General features: G+C 72.8%; 15 protein-coding genes and 1 pseudogene. 7 read left to right on the forward strand and 9 right to left on the reverse strand.

Annotated elements, in window-relative coordinates; genetic code table 11:
* Nucleotides 1–2: 2 nt before the first annotated feature.
* Genes AB0M46_RS31670 through AB0M46_RS31680 form a run of 3 tightly spaced genes read left to right on the forward strand, consistent with a single transcriptional unit; the run spans nt 3 to nt 2778 of the window.
* On the forward strand, nt 3–896 hold the full coding sequence (locus tag AB0M46_RS31670; RefSeq protein ID WP_363341978.1) for an ABC transporter ATP-binding protein: 894 nt from the start codon (nt 3–5) through the stop codon (nt 894–896).
* Nucleotides 893–1615, forward strand: coding sequence for an ABC transporter permease (locus tag AB0M46_RS31675; RefSeq protein WP_363341980.1), 723 nt, complete (start codon nt 893–895; stop codon nt 1613–1615). The genes AB0M46_RS31670 and AB0M46_RS31675 overlap by 4 nt, the downstream gene beginning before the upstream one ends.
* Before the next feature lie 20 nt (nt 1616–1635).
* A complete protein-coding gene (locus AB0M46_RS31680; RefSeq protein WP_363342068.1) occupies nt 1636–2778 on the forward strand; it encodes a sensor histidine kinase in 1143 nt (380 codons plus the stop codon).
* On the opposite strand, the gene AB0M46_RS31685 is transcribed toward AB0M46_RS31680, so the two are convergent.
* Complete coding sequence (locus AB0M46_RS31685) at nt 2720–4417, reverse strand: MFS transporter (RefSeq protein ID WP_363341982.1); 1698 nt, start codon at nt 4415–4417, stop codon at nt 2720–2722. The two genes, AB0M46_RS31680 and AB0M46_RS31685, sit on opposite strands and share 59 nt — an antisense overlap.
* A gap of 23 nt (nt 4418–4440) precedes the next feature.
* Here AB0M46_RS31685 and AB0M46_RS31690 point away from each other — a divergent pair, with 23 nt between their 5' ends.
* Nucleotides 4441–4944, forward strand: coding sequence for a metalloregulator ArsR/SmtB family transcription factor (locus AB0M46_RS31690; RefSeq protein ID WP_363341984.1), 504 nt, complete (start codon nt 4441–4443; stop codon nt 4942–4944).
* Nucleotides 4945–4978: 34 nt separating this feature from the next.
* Here the strand turns inward: AB0M46_RS31690 and AB0M46_RS31695 are convergent, their stop codons facing one another.
* From AB0M46_RS31695 to AB0M46_RS31715, 5 genes are all read right to left on the reverse strand, one after another.
* Nucleotides 4979–5626 (reverse strand): DUF998 domain-containing protein, encoded by a 648-nt coding sequence (locus AB0M46_RS31695; RefSeq protein WP_363341986.1) that lies wholly within the window; start codon nt 5624–5626, stop codon nt 4979–4981.
* Nucleotides 5627–5712: 86 nt separating this feature from the next.
* Nucleotides 5713–6234, reverse strand: a complete 522-nt coding sequence (locus AB0M46_RS31700; protein WP_363341988.1) for a GNAT family N-acetyltransferase — start codon at nt 6232–6234, stop codon at nt 5713–5715.
* A complete protein-coding gene (locus AB0M46_RS31705) occupies nt 6231–6494 on the reverse strand; it encodes a hypothetical protein (RefSeq protein WP_363341990.1) in 264 nt (87 codons plus the stop codon). The genes AB0M46_RS31700 and AB0M46_RS31705 overlap by 4 nt, the downstream gene beginning before the upstream one ends.
* Nucleotides 6495–6508: 14 nt before the next feature.
* On the reverse strand, nt 6509–6793 hold the full coding sequence (locus AB0M46_RS31710; RefSeq protein ID WP_363341992.1) for a helix-turn-helix domain-containing protein: 285 nt from the start codon (nt 6791–6793) through the stop codon (nt 6509–6511).
* 244 nt (nt 6794–7037) lie between these two features.
* Nucleotides 7038–7346, reverse strand: a complete 309-nt coding sequence (locus AB0M46_RS31715) for a hypothetical protein (RefSeq protein ID WP_363341994.1) — start codon at nt 7344–7346, stop codon at nt 7038–7040.
* Between AB0M46_RS31715 and AB0M46_RS31720 the strand changes: the two genes are divergently transcribed.
* Together AB0M46_RS31720 and AB0M46_RS31725 are read left to right on the forward strand one after the other, a co-directional pair.
* Entirely contained in the window at nt 7336–7929 is a 594-nt protein-coding gene (locus AB0M46_RS31720) for a polysaccharide deacetylase family protein (protein ID WP_363341996.1), read from the forward strand. The two genes, AB0M46_RS31715 and AB0M46_RS31720, sit on opposite strands and share 11 nt — an antisense overlap.
* 101 nt (nt 7930–8030) lie before the next feature.
* Nucleotides 8031–8570, forward strand: coding sequence for a hypothetical protein (locus AB0M46_RS31725; protein WP_363341998.1), 540 nt, complete (start codon nt 8031–8033; stop codon nt 8568–8570).
* Here the strand turns inward: AB0M46_RS31725 and AB0M46_RS31730 are convergent.
* The 3 genes and pseudogenes from AB0M46_RS31730 to AB0M46_RS31740 all read right to left on the reverse strand — a co-directional run.
* A pseudogene (locus AB0M46_RS31730) lies at nt 8476–8782 on the reverse strand (hypothetical protein); the annotation flags it as partial. The gene AB0M46_RS31725 and the pseudogene AB0M46_RS31730 overlap by 95 nt on opposite strands.
* Before the next feature lie 195 nt (nt 8783–8977).
* The gene (locus AB0M46_RS31735) at nt 8978–9289 is read right to left on the reverse strand and encodes a hypothetical protein (RefSeq protein WP_363342070.1); all 312 of its coding nucleotides are present in this window, start codon (nt 9287–9289) and stop codon (nt 8978–8980) included.
* Nucleotides 9290–10590: 1301 nt separating this feature from the next.
* Complete coding sequence (locus AB0M46_RS31740; protein WP_363342000.1) at nt 10591–10950, reverse strand: DUF4180 domain-containing protein; 360 nt, start codon at nt 10948–10950, stop codon at nt 10591–10593.
* 161 nt (nt 10951–11111) lie between these two features.
* Between AB0M46_RS31740 and fdh the strand changes: the two genes are divergently transcribed.
* Nucleotides 11112–14294 carry a formate dehydrogenase gene (gene fdh, locus AB0M46_RS31745; protein ID WP_363342002.1) on the forward strand — a complete coding sequence of 1061 codons (3183 nt, stop codon included), beginning with the start codon at nt 11112–11114 and terminating at the stop codon, nt 14292–14294.
* The last annotated feature ends 8 nt before the right edge of the window (nt 14295–14302 follow it).

Below are 14302 nucleotides of genomic sequence, written 5' to 3' on the forward strand. Positions count from 1 at the left end.
GCATGACCAACGAAGCAGTCCAGCTGACCGGGCTCACGAAGCGGTTCGGTGCGGTCACCGCCGTGGACGGGCTCGACCTCACGATCCGCCGGGGCGAGGTCGTCGCGCTGCTCGGCCCGAACGGGGCGGGCAAGTCGACCACGATCGACATGCTGCTCGGGCTGCAGCGGCCCGACGCCGGCGAGGTGCGCCTGTTCGGCGACGCACCGGCCAAGGCCATCGCCCAGGGCGCGGTCGGCGCGCTCATGCAGAGCGGCGGTCTCCTGCCGGACCTGACGGCCGAGGAGACGGTACGCCTCGCCGCGGCCCTGCAGCGCAACCCCCGCCCGGTCGCGGAGGTGCTGCAGCGGGCCGGCGTCGCCGAGTTCGCCCGCCAGCGCGTCGCCGGGCTCTCCGGCGGCCAGCAGCAGCGGATCCGCTTCGCGATGGCGCTGGTCGTCAACCCCGACCTGCTCGTCCTCGACGAGCCCACGACCGGCATGGACGTGGAGACGCGCCGGGCCTTCTGGGCCTCGATGCGCGAGGAGACGGCCCGGGGCCGCACGGTGCTCTTCGCCACGCAGTACCTCGAAGAGGCCGACGACTACGCCGACCGGATCGTGCTGCTGCGCTCCGGGCGGATCATCGCCGACGGCAGCGGTGCCCAGATCAAGGCCGCCGTGTCGGGCCGTACCATCCGCGCCGCGATCCCCGGCGCCGACCTCGCCGCCCTGGCCGCGCTGCCCGGCGTCGAGCGCGTCGAGTCGCGCGGCGAGACCGTGCTGCTGCACTGCGACGACTCCGACGCCGCCCTGCGCGCGCTGCTGGCCGCGACCTCCGCGCACGACATCGAGGTCACCAGCCGCAACCTCGAAGACGCCTTCATCGCCCTCACCGCCGCCGGGAGCATCCAGTGAACCTGTCCTACATGCGGCTGGAAGCCGTCCGCCTGTTGCGCAACAAGCGCGTCGTCATCTTCTCCACCCTCATGCCGGCCCTGCTGTTGCTCATCATTGGCGGCGTGTCGGTCCGCGGGGACGCGGACGCGAAGAAGTACGTCATGGTCAGCATGGCGCTGTTCGGCGCGATGACCGCGGCCGTCTCCAGCGGCGGCACCATCGCCGTGGAGCGCGGCCTCGGCTGGAACCGCACGCTGCGGCTGACCCCGCTCTCGCCCGCCGCCTACGTGCTGAACAAGGTGCTGCTCGCCCTGGCCGTCGGCGTCCTGCCGGTGATCATCACGTTCGCCGTCGGGGCCGCCGGGCTGCACGTGCGGCTGAGCGCGGCCGAGTGGGTGCTGTGCTTCGTCGGGGCGTGGCTGTCCTCGCTGCCGTTCGCGGCGCTGGGCGTGGTCATCGGGTACCTTGCCAAGCCCGACAGCGTCCAGCAGGTCTCCGCGTTGCTCAACCTGACCCTCGCCGCCTTCGGTGGCCTGTGGGTGCCCGTGGACCTCATGCCGGACACGCTGCGGTACATCGCCAAGCTGACCCCGTCCTACTGGACCGGTCAGGTCGCCCGCAGCCCGCTGGACGGCGGCCACATCGACACCCAGGCGATCCTGGTGCTGGCCGGCTGGACCGTCGCCCTGGCCCTCATCGCCCTGCGCCGATTCCGCGTGGACACCGCGCGCGCCTGAGGTCGGCTACCGTGTTCGAGATGCCTCCCGGCCTGTCCGACCGCCGTCCCGCGTCCCGGTTCTTCTGGGCGTGGGCGGCGGTGTGGCTGTTCTACATGGCCGGCCCGATCGGCGACGCCTGGCACCGCCCCGAAACCTGGCAGCGGATCACCGGCCTGACCGCCGCCATCGCGTTCTGCGTCATCTACGTGCTGGGCTTCATGGCGATCCGCAGCGAGCGGCGCGCCACCGGCCGCACCCCGGCCCTGGCCCGGTCCCTGGCCCTCCTCGCCGTGCTGGTCGCGCTGGCCACGGTGCTCACCGTCGACGTCGGGGAGTCGGGGCTCACCTCGCTGGTCTACATCGCCGTCACCGCCGTCTTCTCGCTCCCCACGGCCGGCGCCTGGGGCGTCGTGCTGAGCTGCGCCGCCGCCGCGTTCGTGCTGCCGCGGACCGTGCCCGGCTGGGACCACGGCATCGACCTGACCTTCGCCATCATGGTGGCCGCCCTGGCCGTGTGGGGCGTGACCCGGGTCCTGCAGCGCAACGCCCAGCTCGCCGAGGCCCGCGAGGAGATCACCCGGCTGGCCATCGCCGCCGAGCGCAACCGCTTCGCCCGCGACCTGCACGACCTGCTCGGCCACTCGCTCACCGTGGTGTCGGTGAAAAGCGAGCTGGCCGCCCGGCTGGTGCAGCTCGCCCCCGAGCGCGCCGAGGCCGAGCTGACCGACATCCAGCGGCTCGTGCGGGAGGCCCTCGCCGACGTGCGGGCGGCCGTGGCCGGCTACCGGGAGATGTCCCTGGCCGGCGAGCTCGCCTCGGCCCGCAGCGCCCTGGACGCGGCCGGGATCGAGGCCGACGTGCCGGTCACCGGCGAGGAGGTCGACCCGGAGCGGCAGGAGCTCTTCGCCTGGGTGGTCCGCGAGGGCGTGACCAACGTCGTGCGGCACAGCGAGGCCAAGCACTGCTGGATCCGCCTCGACCGGGGCGCCATCGAGATCAGCGACGACGGCCGGGGCCCGACCGCGGAACTGGCCGCGGCGCCCGAGGAGGCGCCGGTCTCCGGCTCGGCGGGCCACGGCCTGTCGGGGCTGCGCGAGCGGCTCGACGCGGCCGGCTGCGCGCTCACCGTCGGCCGGCGCGACGGCGGCGGGTTCCTGCTGCGGGCGGCGGCCGGCCGGTAGCCGGCCCGCCCGGCGGAGGGTTCGCGGCATCCTGGCGGCCGCCGCGGAGGAGGGGATCGCTGTGCCGGCCTCGCTCTGCGCCGGCCCCGTCTACCTCCTCCGGCACGAGCGGCTGCGTCGTGCGCTCTGCGCCGGCCCGGTCTGCCTCTTCTGGCACGAGCGGCTGCGTCGTGCGCTCTGCGCCGGCCCGGTCTGCCTCTTCTGGCACGAGCGGTTGCGCCGTGTGCTCCGCGCCGGCCCATCGGCGTCGGTGCCGCAGCAGCAGGGCGCCGGCGAGCCCGCCGAGGGCGGCCGCGGCGATGATCTGGACCCGGTAGTCGAGCAGGGCGACGGCGGCGCCGCCGAGTAGCAGCGCCGGGCCGGTCGGGGCGAACATCAGCGTGTTGGCGGTGGCCGCGGCCCGGCCCAGGGCGCGCCCGGGCACGGCCCGCTGGACCGCGGTCACCGCGGCGATGAGCGGCGCCGGCAGGCCGAGCCCGATGAGCACGCCCCCGGCCACCACCACCCCCGTCCACGGCGCCACCCGGGCGGCTGCCCCGGCGGCGAAGAGCGCGAGGCCCAGCGCCGCGAAGCCGCGCTCGCCGAGGCGGCGCAGCAGGGTGCCGGCGAGCAGTCCGCAGGCGACCGAGCCCAGGCCCTGGGCCGGGGTGAGCACGCCGGCGAACGCGGGCGAGCGGTGCAGGCCCTCATCGAGCACGGCGAACGTGGCGCTGCTGGACAGGCTGGAGGCGACCAAGGCGGCGGCCGCGGCCGGCACCAGAGCCCGCAGCGCCCGATCCCGCCGCAGCAGTCGCATGGCGGACTCCCGCACGGTCCCGGCGCCGGTCGTGGTCCGCCCGATCCGGGCATCCGCCGGTGTAGGCGGCGTCGGCTCTCGCGCCGTAGGGACGTCTTCCGGTGTGGGCGGCGTCGGCTCGGCGGTCCCCGCAGCCTGGGCGTCTTTCGGGGTGGGCGGCGCCGGCGCTGTGGTCCGCGGGGCCGGGGCTTCCGCCGGGACGGGCGGCGCCGGCTCCCGCGTGCTCCCGGCGTTCCCTGTGGTCGGTGCCGTCCGGGCGGCGGCCGGGGCGGGCGGCCCGGGGTTCACCCGCAGCAGGCCGAAGGCCAGGGCCGCCGCGACGAACGTGCCCGCGTTGAGCAGCGCGACGGCGGCGCCGCCGAGCACCGTGAACAGGGCGGCGCCCACGGGCGGTGCCACGAGCTTCATGCCCTCGGTGACGCTGCGCACCAGCCCGTTGAAGTCGCCGCGCAGGCCCTGCGGCACCGCGGCCGGCAGTAGCGCCGCCTCGGCCGCCCCGGCCAGTACGGCCCCGGCGCCGACCAGGGCCAAGCCGGCGAACAGCATCCACAGGCGGCCCAGCGCGACCGCCGCCATCACCGCCGCCAGGGCCAGGTTCACCGCCACCAGCAGCCGCCGCCGGTCGGTCCGGTCGGCGACGCCGCCCAGCACCGGGCCGAGCAGCAGGGCCAGCCACATGCCGGCCCCGACGATCCCGGCCAGGGCGTCGGAGCCGGTCCGCGCCTTGATCCACACGCCGGCGGCCAGGGACATCGCCGAGTCGCCGAAGCCCGAGACGAGGACCCCGCCGAGGTACAGCCGCGCATTGCGGTCCTGCAGGACCCTCCCCGTCGTCCAGGCCATACCACCAATCATATGCTTGGGGGATGCCGGACGATGTCCTCCGCGCCCTCGCCCACCCCCTGCGCCTGCGCATGCTCAACCTCATATGGCCCGGCCCCCTGTCCGCCGCCGAGCTGGCCCGCGAGCTGTCGATCTCGCACGCGCTGGCCAGCCAGCACCTGCGCCGCCTGGCCGCCGCCGGCCTCGTCGAGCTGGCCGAGGAGCGCAACCGGCGGGGCGGGCACGAGCGGCGCTACCGCACGGTGCACGGCTCCCCGCTGTCCGATCAGCGCGAGGGCGCGCCGTTCCTGGCCGAGGCCCTCGCCGTGGGCCTGCGGGAGCGGGCGGCCCGCCGCGACCCTGAGCACGCCGGCGCGACGACGGACGGCGAGCTCTGGGTGGCGCCGGAGGAGTGGGAGCGGTACCGCAGCGGGATTCAAGCCCTTGGCGACGCCCTCCACGCCGCGGCGCGCCCGCCCCGGACTCCCGGCACCGTGCCTGTCGCCGTCACCGTGCACGCCTTCCGCATGACCCCGCCCTTGCCTTGACCGCCCGTGGACACCAAAGCCCGAGCTGATTCGGTCACCGGCAGGGCAGCGAGCGGTACAGCCGGACGGAGATCACGGCGAGCCAGGTGAAGATGATGATCACCCCGGCGACGAAGCCCAGGGTCAGCGCCGGTGCCCGGTTGCCCGACGCGATCCCCACGAACCCGGCCAGGAACAGGACGCCGGAGATCCGCGAGTACCAGGCCAGGCCCCGCGGCTGGTGCCGGGCCAGCACCCACGTCGCCGCGATCACGCACAGGAACCCGATCCCGCCCGCCGTCAGGTGGCCGATGCCGTGCCACGACACGGTGCCCGGGCCGTCCGGGGTGCCCGCCGGGAAGCCTAGCGCCGGGTCGGCCCGCAGCGCGCCCGCCGCGATCATCGCCGTCCCGAAGGCGCCGACCAGGAGCGGGGCCCACCGCGACGGCACGGCCCGGGCCAGCCCCACCGCGGCGGCGATGACCATCAGGCCGGCGAGGACGAAGTTGGTGATCTGCAGCCAGCCGAGGGACCCGTTGGCCAGCAGGCTCCACGAGTGCCGGCTCAGGTCGAAGCCCTCGCGGGTCAGGGCCTGGGCGAGGCTCACACCGACGTAGAACGGGCCGGCCAGCACGCCGTAGCCCAGCAGCGAGCGGGTGATGCGGTTGGCCTGGATCTCGGGGGTGACGAGCGTGGCGGTCATGGTGGGCTTCCTTCCGGTCGTGGGTGCCTTCAACCGGTCCCTCGAACGGCCCCGCCGCGATCCGACATCGCCTCCCAAGATTTTTTCTACCAGCTGTCTCCCGAGCGGAAGTCGCAGGCCAGGACGCCTTCGAGGCGGGTGGTGACGACCGGCAGGACGTACGTGGAGCCGTCGTCGCCCGGGGTCGGGCGCAGGCCGTCGGGGGTGAGCACGGCGGTCGTGCCGGGCCACCGCAGCCAGCCCCGCCGGGCGTAGAGCCCCGCGCCGGCCGACGACGCCGACAGCGCCCCGATGTCGTAGGCGGCCCGGATGATGCGCTCCACCTCGTCCATGAGGGCGGTGGCATACCCGAGTCGCTGATGATCCGGGTGTACGGCAACAGCCTCCACATACCCCGCCCGCATCGCGACGCCGTCGACGAGCAGGGCGCGCTGGACGACGGAGGCGTGCGCGACGATCCGCGGCCCGGCCTCGGCCAGCACGTGCAGGCCGCCCAGCGCGTGCGCCCAGTCGGTGTCGGCGAACCGGCCCCCGAACGCGGCATCGACCACGGCCCGCGCCTGCGCCCGCTCGCCCGCCGTGAGATCGGCGGTGTGCACCGTCCTCATCGCATCCTCGCCTTCCCGCGGTGCTCGCGCGCGATCCAGGCGACGCCGGGGTCGGCTTCGGCCGGCAGGCGGCCGAGGCCGGTGACGCCGCACAGCACGAGGTACTTGTCGCCCGGCGCGATCAGCGCGTCCGGGGCGGCCATGCCGGCGACCGCCCGCACCGGTTCGAGGTCGGCGCCACTGCGCTGCCCCGGGTAGGCGGGCCATTCGGGGGGTGGGAGCTCGCGCAGTACCGCCGCGTGGTCTTGACGACGACCCATGCGGGGACAGTAGCTCAGCCGGCGAACTCCCGCGGTTCGGCGAGCACGAGCCGGTTGCCGCTGTCGTCGCGCACGGCAGCCTCGACGCGGCGGGTCACCCCGGCCGTGAACAGCCGGCACCCGGGGATGTGAGGCGTGCGGTACGACCTGGGGCGCTCACCGGCGATCCGGGTGAACTTCGCCGAGCAGGAGCCCGGGCTCGTGAAGCCGGCGGCCGGGCACACCTCGGCGACGGTAAGGTTCCCGCTACGCAGCAGGTCCTGGGCCAGCTCGATACGCCGGCGGGTCAGGCAGCGCATCGGGCACACCACGGCCGCGACCGTGCCCGGGTTGCGTGGTTTGCCGGTCGATGTGATCGCGCGCCCGGCGTAGGAGCAACTCGACGGGCACCGTCACGCGTCCCACTGTGGAGTGGCGGGCCTCGCTGTGACGCCGGCCTATACGCAGCGTCGCCATCCAGGGCGGGGGCTGCCTCACGGGCCGCCGTTCCGATAGCGTGGCTTCGCGTTGTTCGCGAAGATTGGGGAGCTTCGAAGTGCTCGGCTACAGGCGAAGGATCGCACTCGCGGCCGCGGCCATCATGGTGTTTTCCGGCATCGTGGCCTGCAACGGCGACAAGCCGCGCGTCACCGCCCAGCCGGGCGTGACCGCCGGCACCCCGGCCTCGGTCCCGGCGTCGCAGTCGCCCTCGCCGCCGGCCTCCGCGTCGCCGTCCGCGGACGGGTCCGCCCCGGCCTCGCCGCCGGCGTCGGACTCGCCGCCGTCGAGCGGGTCCCCGGCGACGTCGAACGTCCCGGAGAGCTCCACGACCCGACCGGCCGGCGACGGCCCGGCGGGGTCGGTGAGCCGCACGTCCGGCACCGAGGTCGCGCTCACCTTCGACGACGGCCCCGACCCGATCAACACCCCGGCGCTGCTCAAGATCCTGCGCGACAACGGCGTGAAGGCCACCTTCTGCATGGTCGGCTTCCGGGTGCGCGACCGGCCCGACCTGGTCCGCCAGATCTACGCCGACGGCCACACGCTGTGCAACCACTCGTGGCAGCACCTGCTCGACCTGGCCAAGCGCGACCCGAGCTACATCGACTGGGACCTGCAGCACACCAACGACGCCATCCACGCCGCCGTGCCCGACGCCCCGATCAAGTACTTCCGCGCGCCCGGCGGCAACTTCACCCCCGACCTGGTCGCCAGGGCCAAGTCGCTGGGCATGGAGTCGATCTACTGGGACGTCGACCCCCGCGACTGGGACCACACCAGGGACAAGAACCACAATGCCCACATCGCCCGCGTCATCGCGCAGGTCCAGGCCCTGGTCCGCCCGGGTTCGATCATCCTGTCGCACGACAACGGCCAGCCGGACACCATCGTCGCGTACCGCATGCTGATCCCCTGGCTGAAGGAGCGCTACGTGCTGCAGGCCCTGCCGACCTGACCACCACCCCGCACCCCAGCCCCCACCGAGGCGGCGCGACGAGCGGCGTGGCGGGGCAGGCGCGCCCGGCAGTGTTTGCAGAAAGGCGCTACGGTCGGGCGGTGGCTGGTGAGCAGCGACGTTACCGGTACGTAGGTCCTGCCGACATCGCTGCGATCGCGCTGCAAGGTGCGGAGGGACGGTCGATCCGGTCCGCGGAGGATCTCGCCGTCTGGGTGGCCTCCGTGAACGCGCGAGAGCTGGCAGAGCCGTTCACCTACGTGGTCGACACCGACGGTGTCCTGCGATTGGCGGCCCGCCGCAGCGAACACGTGGCCTGCGCGGGCGGCGGTACAGTGCGCGCCGCCGGAGAGATCGCTGTGGTGCAGCGTCCGGGCGGATGGTTGGTCAGCGAGGTCAGCAATCAGTCCACCGGCTACTGCCCCGACCCGCCCTGCTGGCCTGCGTTAGCGGCGGCGCTGCAGCAGGCAGGGCTGGACCATCCGGGTGGGTTCACCTCCGAGTTCGTGTTCCGCCGCTGCCCTGACTGCGCGCAACTGAACGTGGTCAAGGACGGCGATTTCGCCTGCTGCCTCTGTGGCAGCGACCTGCCGCAGGTGTGGAACGTCGACCAGACCTGCCCGACCACAGCCATTCGCTGATCGCGGTGATGCGCAGACTGGCCCGGTAGCGCACGGCAGTCGTATCGCGTGACCACGGCACGGTGACGTTCGAGGCGGTTGATGCCGCACTCAACGGCGTGGCGTTGCCGGCAGCGTCCGGGGTCGAAGGCCGGCGGCCGGCCGCCCGTTGACCCCAGCTTGCGACGGTTTGCGTCCCGGTCGGCCTTGGACGGGATGGTCGCCTTGATCCCGCTGCGAGGCCGTCCGGAGCCCAGCCGCCGCGAGGTCTCCGTGCTGATGGTCGTCTTGGTCGAGGAACCATCTACCGAAGACCTCGCCGCTTTTTCGATCGACGACGCGGCGGTAGCGCGGCGCCCGCAACGGGTCGGGGGCAGGCGGGCCATGCGGGTCCTCCTTGCCGCGCGGGGGTGTCCTTCTAGGCTTTGTCAAGCCCCACCAGTGGGTGCCGTGAGCTGGCCGGTGAGGTCGTCGAGGCACACAGCGAGTTCGGCGGTGTCGCTCAGTTCGTAGTGAGTGCTGGTAATGGCACCGGTGGAGACGTCGCCGACGTCCAGTTCGGCTTCGCCGCTGGTCCAGACGGTCAGTTGGGCCTCGCGGTGGGCGGTGGTGCAGTCGACCCAGGCTGCCGATTTGTCATGGGCAGGGCCGTAATGGAGCTGCCACTGGACCCCCGCCTCCTGCCACCATGCGGCTCTGGCGGCCACCGCGGCGGCGAAGTCGTTGAGGCTCAGTTCCATCATGGCGGTGATGGTAGGGGCTGGGACCGGCCGTGGTTGGTAGGCAACCTTGTCGCGGAGCGTGGCGCACAGGACGTCGATGCGGCGGCGCGCCAGACAGATGAGGGCGCGCCTTCTTGCGGTTTGGCAGCCGCGGCTGATCGGGCCGGCGAGAGCGGCGAACGCGCCGAAGGAAGAACGCACGTTGAGCTGTTCATTGCCGCTGCGGGCCGGAGGGTCCACCGCGGATGCTGCTGCCCGAGCGGGTATCGGGGCGAGGTCGACCCGCGCCAGCGCCGGTGACGGCCAAGGCGGTCAGGGAATGAGCGATGGCATCCCAGGCCGGGCCGTCTCAGACAAGGCCGCTGCGGCAGCGGCCGTGGGCGGTTCGTGCTGCGCCGTCCAGGGGCGCGCAGCACGTTGGCGGCGACGGGCAGCGGGAGGTGGGCCTCGGTCGCGTATGCGAGGGTGCGCTCCAGCGGCAACCGGGACAGCAGTGCGGCGAGGTCCGGCGGGTCCGGGTCGGGGTGCGGAGGCCCGGGTGCGGCGGGACGGCCCGACGATCGGCGGGGAGCCGTGGGTCGGTCGGCGGTTCCAGGACATGGCGCAGGGTGGGGTCGCAGCGGGCTTCGACGTCGCCTGTCCAATGCGCTGACGGCGTAGAGAGCGCCAGCCGCGCTCGCAAACTCGCAGCGATACGTCGGGAATCGGCGGCGGGCGGTTGTCTGATGCCGTTATTCTGGGGCTTGAAGGAACGGGCGTGCGTGGCATTGTTGAAGGACGACCGCAATGCGTCGGTGGCCGTTTATTGTCCGGGCGTGTTGGCGCATCGGCGGGTCTTCGCGGTGGTGGTGCGGGTGCGTCCCGACGCTTCGATGTAGGGCTGGGCTTTGTGGTGTCGTTCGTCTCGTGCGGCGCGGGATCAGTATCGTCCGCCGTGCTGCCGCTCGCGGGATGTCCGGACTGCTCAGGTGCCGGTCCGGGCGCCGAGTCGTCCTGCCGGTCGTCGGCCGGTGGTGGGCTGTCGGCGTGTGCGCGGCGCAGCCGCTCGGCGTGCCGTTTGGCCAATCCCCAGGCGCGATGTCGCGCATGTTCCCGGCGGAACTGCTCCATAGCCGGAGAATAGCGACGCGACCTGGTCCGGTCGCGCATGGCAGCCAACTCGGTCTTGGTGAAGAGTTGCAGCTGCCCGCCCATGTTTCGATTATCCCAGGGCTCGGGCGAAATTGCTGCCCCGTAAACAACGCATCATGGCAAATGGCGCACGCTGATGCCGAAGACCATGCGCGGCGACGCGGGGGCGGCGCGGGGGTGGCCCGGACTCACGGCAGGCGGGCCGCCAGGGACTCGCGGTCCGGCAGGAACCAGGCGTTGCGGCCGCGGTTGGACTCGCGGATCAGGTCGCGCAGGGCGGTGCTGGCCGCCACGTGGGCGGAGATGTCGCCGATCACGGCCAGGCGGAGGTGGTAGTTCACCAGCTTCTGCAGGATGTCGCCGGCCACGCCGGTGCGCAGCACGTAGAAGTCGTCCGTGAGGCGGTGGGCCGGGATCACCACCAGGTCGACGCCGTGGGAGAGGGCGGCGCCCACCAGGTCGCCCGCGCTCAGCTCGGCGCCGTATGCCGGCCCCTCGTCCGCCAGCACCAGCGCGTCCACCCCGTTGATCTGCTCGACCCGGTCCATGAGCAGGCACGCTACCGGTCCAGGCGGTGCAGGAGCACGTCGTTTACCGCGATGCCGCCGGGAGGACAGGGCCTCGAAGGACCACGGGCAGCAGCACCACCCACGCCGGTTCGTCCTGGCTGGCCACGCGTCCAGCGTGGGCGGGCGCTACAGTGTTGACCATGGAGTGGCTGCGGCGGTGGCCCGTGTATCGGCAGCTGACCGGGTCGGATCCGACCGGTCGGGGCGAGGCCGTGCGCTCGCCGGGCACCGATGAGCTGCGGGCCCGCACGACGCAGGCCGACTCGGTGGCCCGGTCCGTGTGCCCCTACTGCGCCGTCGGGTGCGGGCAGCGGGTGTTCGTCAAGGATGGCAAGGTCATCCAGATCGAGGGCGACCCCGACAGCCCGATCTCGCGCGGGCGGCTGTGCCCGAAGGGCTCGGCCAGCAAGAGCCTCGTGACCAGCCCGCTGCGGGTGACGAAGGTGAAGTACCGGCGGCCCTACGCGACCGCCTGGGAGGAGCTCGACCTCGGCACGGCGATGGAGATGATCGCCGACCGGGTGGTCAAGGCCAGGGAGGAGACCTGGCAGGACACCGACGAGCACGGCACGCCGCTCAACCGGACGCTCGGCATCGCCAGCCTCGGCGGGGCGACGCTGGACAACGAAGAGAACTACCTGATCAAGAAGCTGTTCACGGCGGTCGGGGCGCTGCAGATCGAGAACCAGGCGCGCATTTGACACTCCGCCACCGTCCCCGGTCTGGGGACCAGCTTCGGTCGCGGCGGGGCCACCGGATCCCAGCAGGATCTGGCCAACGCTGACTGCATCGTGATCCAGGGCTCGAACATGGCCGAGGCCCACCCGGTGGGCTTCCAGTGGGTGATGGAGGCCAAGGCCCGCGGGGCGAAGGTCATCCACATCGACCCCCGGTTCACGCGCACCAGCGCGCTCGCTGACATGTTCGTGCCGATCCGCGCCGGGTCGGACATCGCGTTCCTCGGGGGCGTGGTCAACCACATCCTGAGCAACGAGCTGGACTTCCGCGAGTACGTCGTCGCGTACACCAACGCGGCCACGATCATCGGCGAGGAGTTCCGCGACACCGAGGACCTCGAGGGGCTGTTCTCCGGCTTCGACCCGGACAAGGCCGCCTACGACCCGTCGTCGTGGCGCTACCAGGGGCATCATCACCACCCGGAGCACGGCTACGCGACGCGGGAGACCGCGGCGGCGATGCAGCACGAGTCGCACGGGCCCTCCGTGCCGGCCGCCGCCGACCGGGACCCGACGCTGCAGCACCCGCGCTGCGTGTACCAGATCCTGAAGCGGCACTTCTCGCGGTACACCCCGGAAATGGTCCACGAAGTGTGCGGCGTGCCGCCGGAGCAGTTCGCGCGGGTGTGCGAGGCCTGGACCCGCAACTCCGGGCGGGAGCGCACGACCGCGCTGGTGTACTCGGTCGGCTGGACGCAGCACTCGGTCGGGGTGCAGTACATCCGCACCGGGGCCATCATCCAGCTGCTGCTGGGCAACATGGGGCGGCCCGGCGGCGGGATCATGGCGCTGCGCGGGCACGCCAGCATCCAGGGCTCGACCGACATCCCGACGCTGTTCAACCTGCTGCCGGGGTACCTGCCGATGCCGTCGGCCGGCAAGCACGACACGCTCGCCGACTGGGTCGACTCGATCCGCAACCCCGGGCAGAAAGGCTTCTGGGGCAACGCGGGGGCCTTCGCCGTCAGCCTGCTCAAGGCGTACTTCGGCGACGCCGCCACCGCCGCGAACGACTACGGCTACGGGTACCTGCCCCGGCTCACCGGCGACCACGGCACCTACCAGACCGTCCTGAACATGCTCGACGGCAAGGTGAAGGGCTACTTCCTGCTCGGGCAGAACCCGGCCGTCGGCTCCGCGCACGGCCGGGCCCAGCGGCTCGGCATGGCCCAGCTGGACTGGCTCGTGGTGCGCGACCTGTACGAGATCGAGAGCGCCAACTTCTGGCGCGACGGGCCCGAGATCGAGACCGGCGAGATCTCGCCCGAGACCTGCAAGACCGAGGTGTTCCTGCTCCCGGCCGCCTCCCACGTGGAGAAGGAGGGCACGTTCACCCAGACCCAGCGGCTGCTGCAGTGGCGGCACAAGGCCGTCGAGCCGCCGGGCGACTGCCGCTCCGAGCTGTGGTTCTTCTACCACCTCGGCCGGATGCTCAAGGCCCGGCTGGCGGACTCGCCGCTGCCCCGCGACCGGGCGGTGCGCGACCTGGCCTGGGACTACCCCACGCACGGGCCCCACGAGGAGCCTTCCGCGGAGGCCGTACTGCGCGAGATCAACGGCTTCGACGTCTCCACCGGCGACCCGCTGTCCGGCTTCATGCACCTCAAGGACGACGGTTCCACGGCGTGCGGCTGCTGGATCTACTCCGGCGTCTACGCCGACGGCGTCAACCAGGCGGCCCGCCGTACCCCCGCGTCGGAATCCGACCCGATCGGGCTGGAGTGGGGCTGGGCGTGGCCGATGAACCGGCGGATCATGTACAACCGCGCCTCGGCAGACCCTGACGGCCGCCCCTGGAGCGAGCGCAAGCGCTACATCTGGTGGGACGCCGAGCAGGGCGAGTGGACCGGCCCGGACGTGCCCGACTTCGAGAAGACGAAGCCGCCGTCATACCGCCCGCAGCGGGGCACGTCCGGATCGGCGGGCATCGCCGGGGACGATCCGTTCGTGATGCAGAGCGACGGCAAGGGCTGGCTGTTCGTGCCGTCCGGGCTGGTCGACGGGCCGATGCCGGCGCACTACGAGCCGGCCGAGTCGCCGGTGCGCAACCCGCTGTACCCGCAGCAGGTCAACCCGACCCGCAAGCGGTACCAGCGCTCGGAGAACCCGTCCAACCCGTCCCAGAGCGACGTGTTCCCGTTCGTGTTCACCATCAGCCGGCTCACCGAGCATCACACCGCGGGCGGGATGAGCCGCACCCTGGACTACCTGTCGGAGCTGCAGCCGGCGATGTTCGTCGAGGTGTCCCCGGCCCTGGCGCAGGAGCGGGGCCTGGAGCACCTCGGCTGGGCGCACGTCATCACGAGCCGCTCCGCCATCGAGGCGCGGGTGCTGGTCACCAAGCGGCTGCGGCCGTTGCGCATCGACGGGCGGCCGGTGCACCAGGTGTGGCTGCCGTACCACTGGGGCAGCGCCGGCCTCACCACCGGCGACTCCGCCAACGACCTCGTCGGCATCGTGCTCGACCCCAACGTGCTGATCCAGGAGAGCAAGGTGGGCACCTGCGACGTGCGCCCCGGCCGCCGCCCCCGCGGCGCCGCGCTGCGCGCCCTTGTCGAGGACTACAACCGGAGGGCCGGCGTGTGAGCGCACCG

The sequence above is a fragment of the Dactylosporangium sp. NPDC051485 genome (genome assembly GCF_040682015.1).
In the GTDB taxonomy this organism is placed as follows: domain Bacteria; phylum Actinomycetota; class Actinomycetes; order Mycobacteriales; family Micromonosporaceae; genus Dactylosporangium.

Excerpts from the sequence above, each read along its gene's own strand:
- AB0M46_RS31670 (WP_363341978.1), top strand. The coding sequence starts at position 3 with ATGACCAACGAAGCAGTCCAGCTGACCGGGCTCACGAAGCGGTTCGGT.
- AB0M46_RS31680 (WP_363342068.1), top strand. The coding sequence starts at position 1,636 with ATGCCTCCCGGCCTGTCCGACCGCCGTCCCGCGTCCCGGTTCTTCTGG.
- AB0M46_RS31685 (WP_363341982.1), bottom strand. The coding sequence starts at position 4,417 with ATGGCCTGGACGACGGGGAGGGTCCTGCAGGACCGCAATGCGCGGCTG.
- AB0M46_RS31690 (WP_363341984.1), top strand. The coding sequence starts at position 4,441 with ATGCCGGACGATGTCCTCCGCGCCCTCGCCCACCCCCTGCGCCTGCGC.
- AB0M46_RS31695 (WP_363341986.1), bottom strand. The coding sequence starts at position 5,626 with ATGACCGCCACGCTCGTCACCCCCGAGATCCAGGCCAACCGCATCACC.
- AB0M46_RS31700 (WP_363341988.1), bottom strand. The coding sequence starts at position 6,234 with ATGAGGACGGTGCACACCGCCGATCTCACGGCGGGCGAGCGGGCGCAG.
- AB0M46_RS31705 (WP_363341990.1), bottom strand. The coding sequence starts at position 6,494 with ATGGGTCGTCGTCAAGACCACGCGGCGGTACTGCGCGAGCTCCCACCC.
- AB0M46_RS31710 (WP_363341992.1), bottom strand. The coding sequence starts at position 6,793 with ATGCGCTGCCTGACCCGCCGGCGTATCGAGCTGGCCCAGGACCTGCTG.
- AB0M46_RS31735 (WP_363342070.1), bottom strand. The coding sequence starts at position 9,289 with ATGGAACTGAGCCTCAACGACTTCGCCGCCGCGGTGGCCGCCAGAGCC.
- AB0M46_RS31740 (WP_363342000.1), bottom strand. The coding sequence starts at position 10,950 with ATGGACCGGGTCGAGCAGATCAACGGGGTGGACGCGCTGGTGCTGGCG.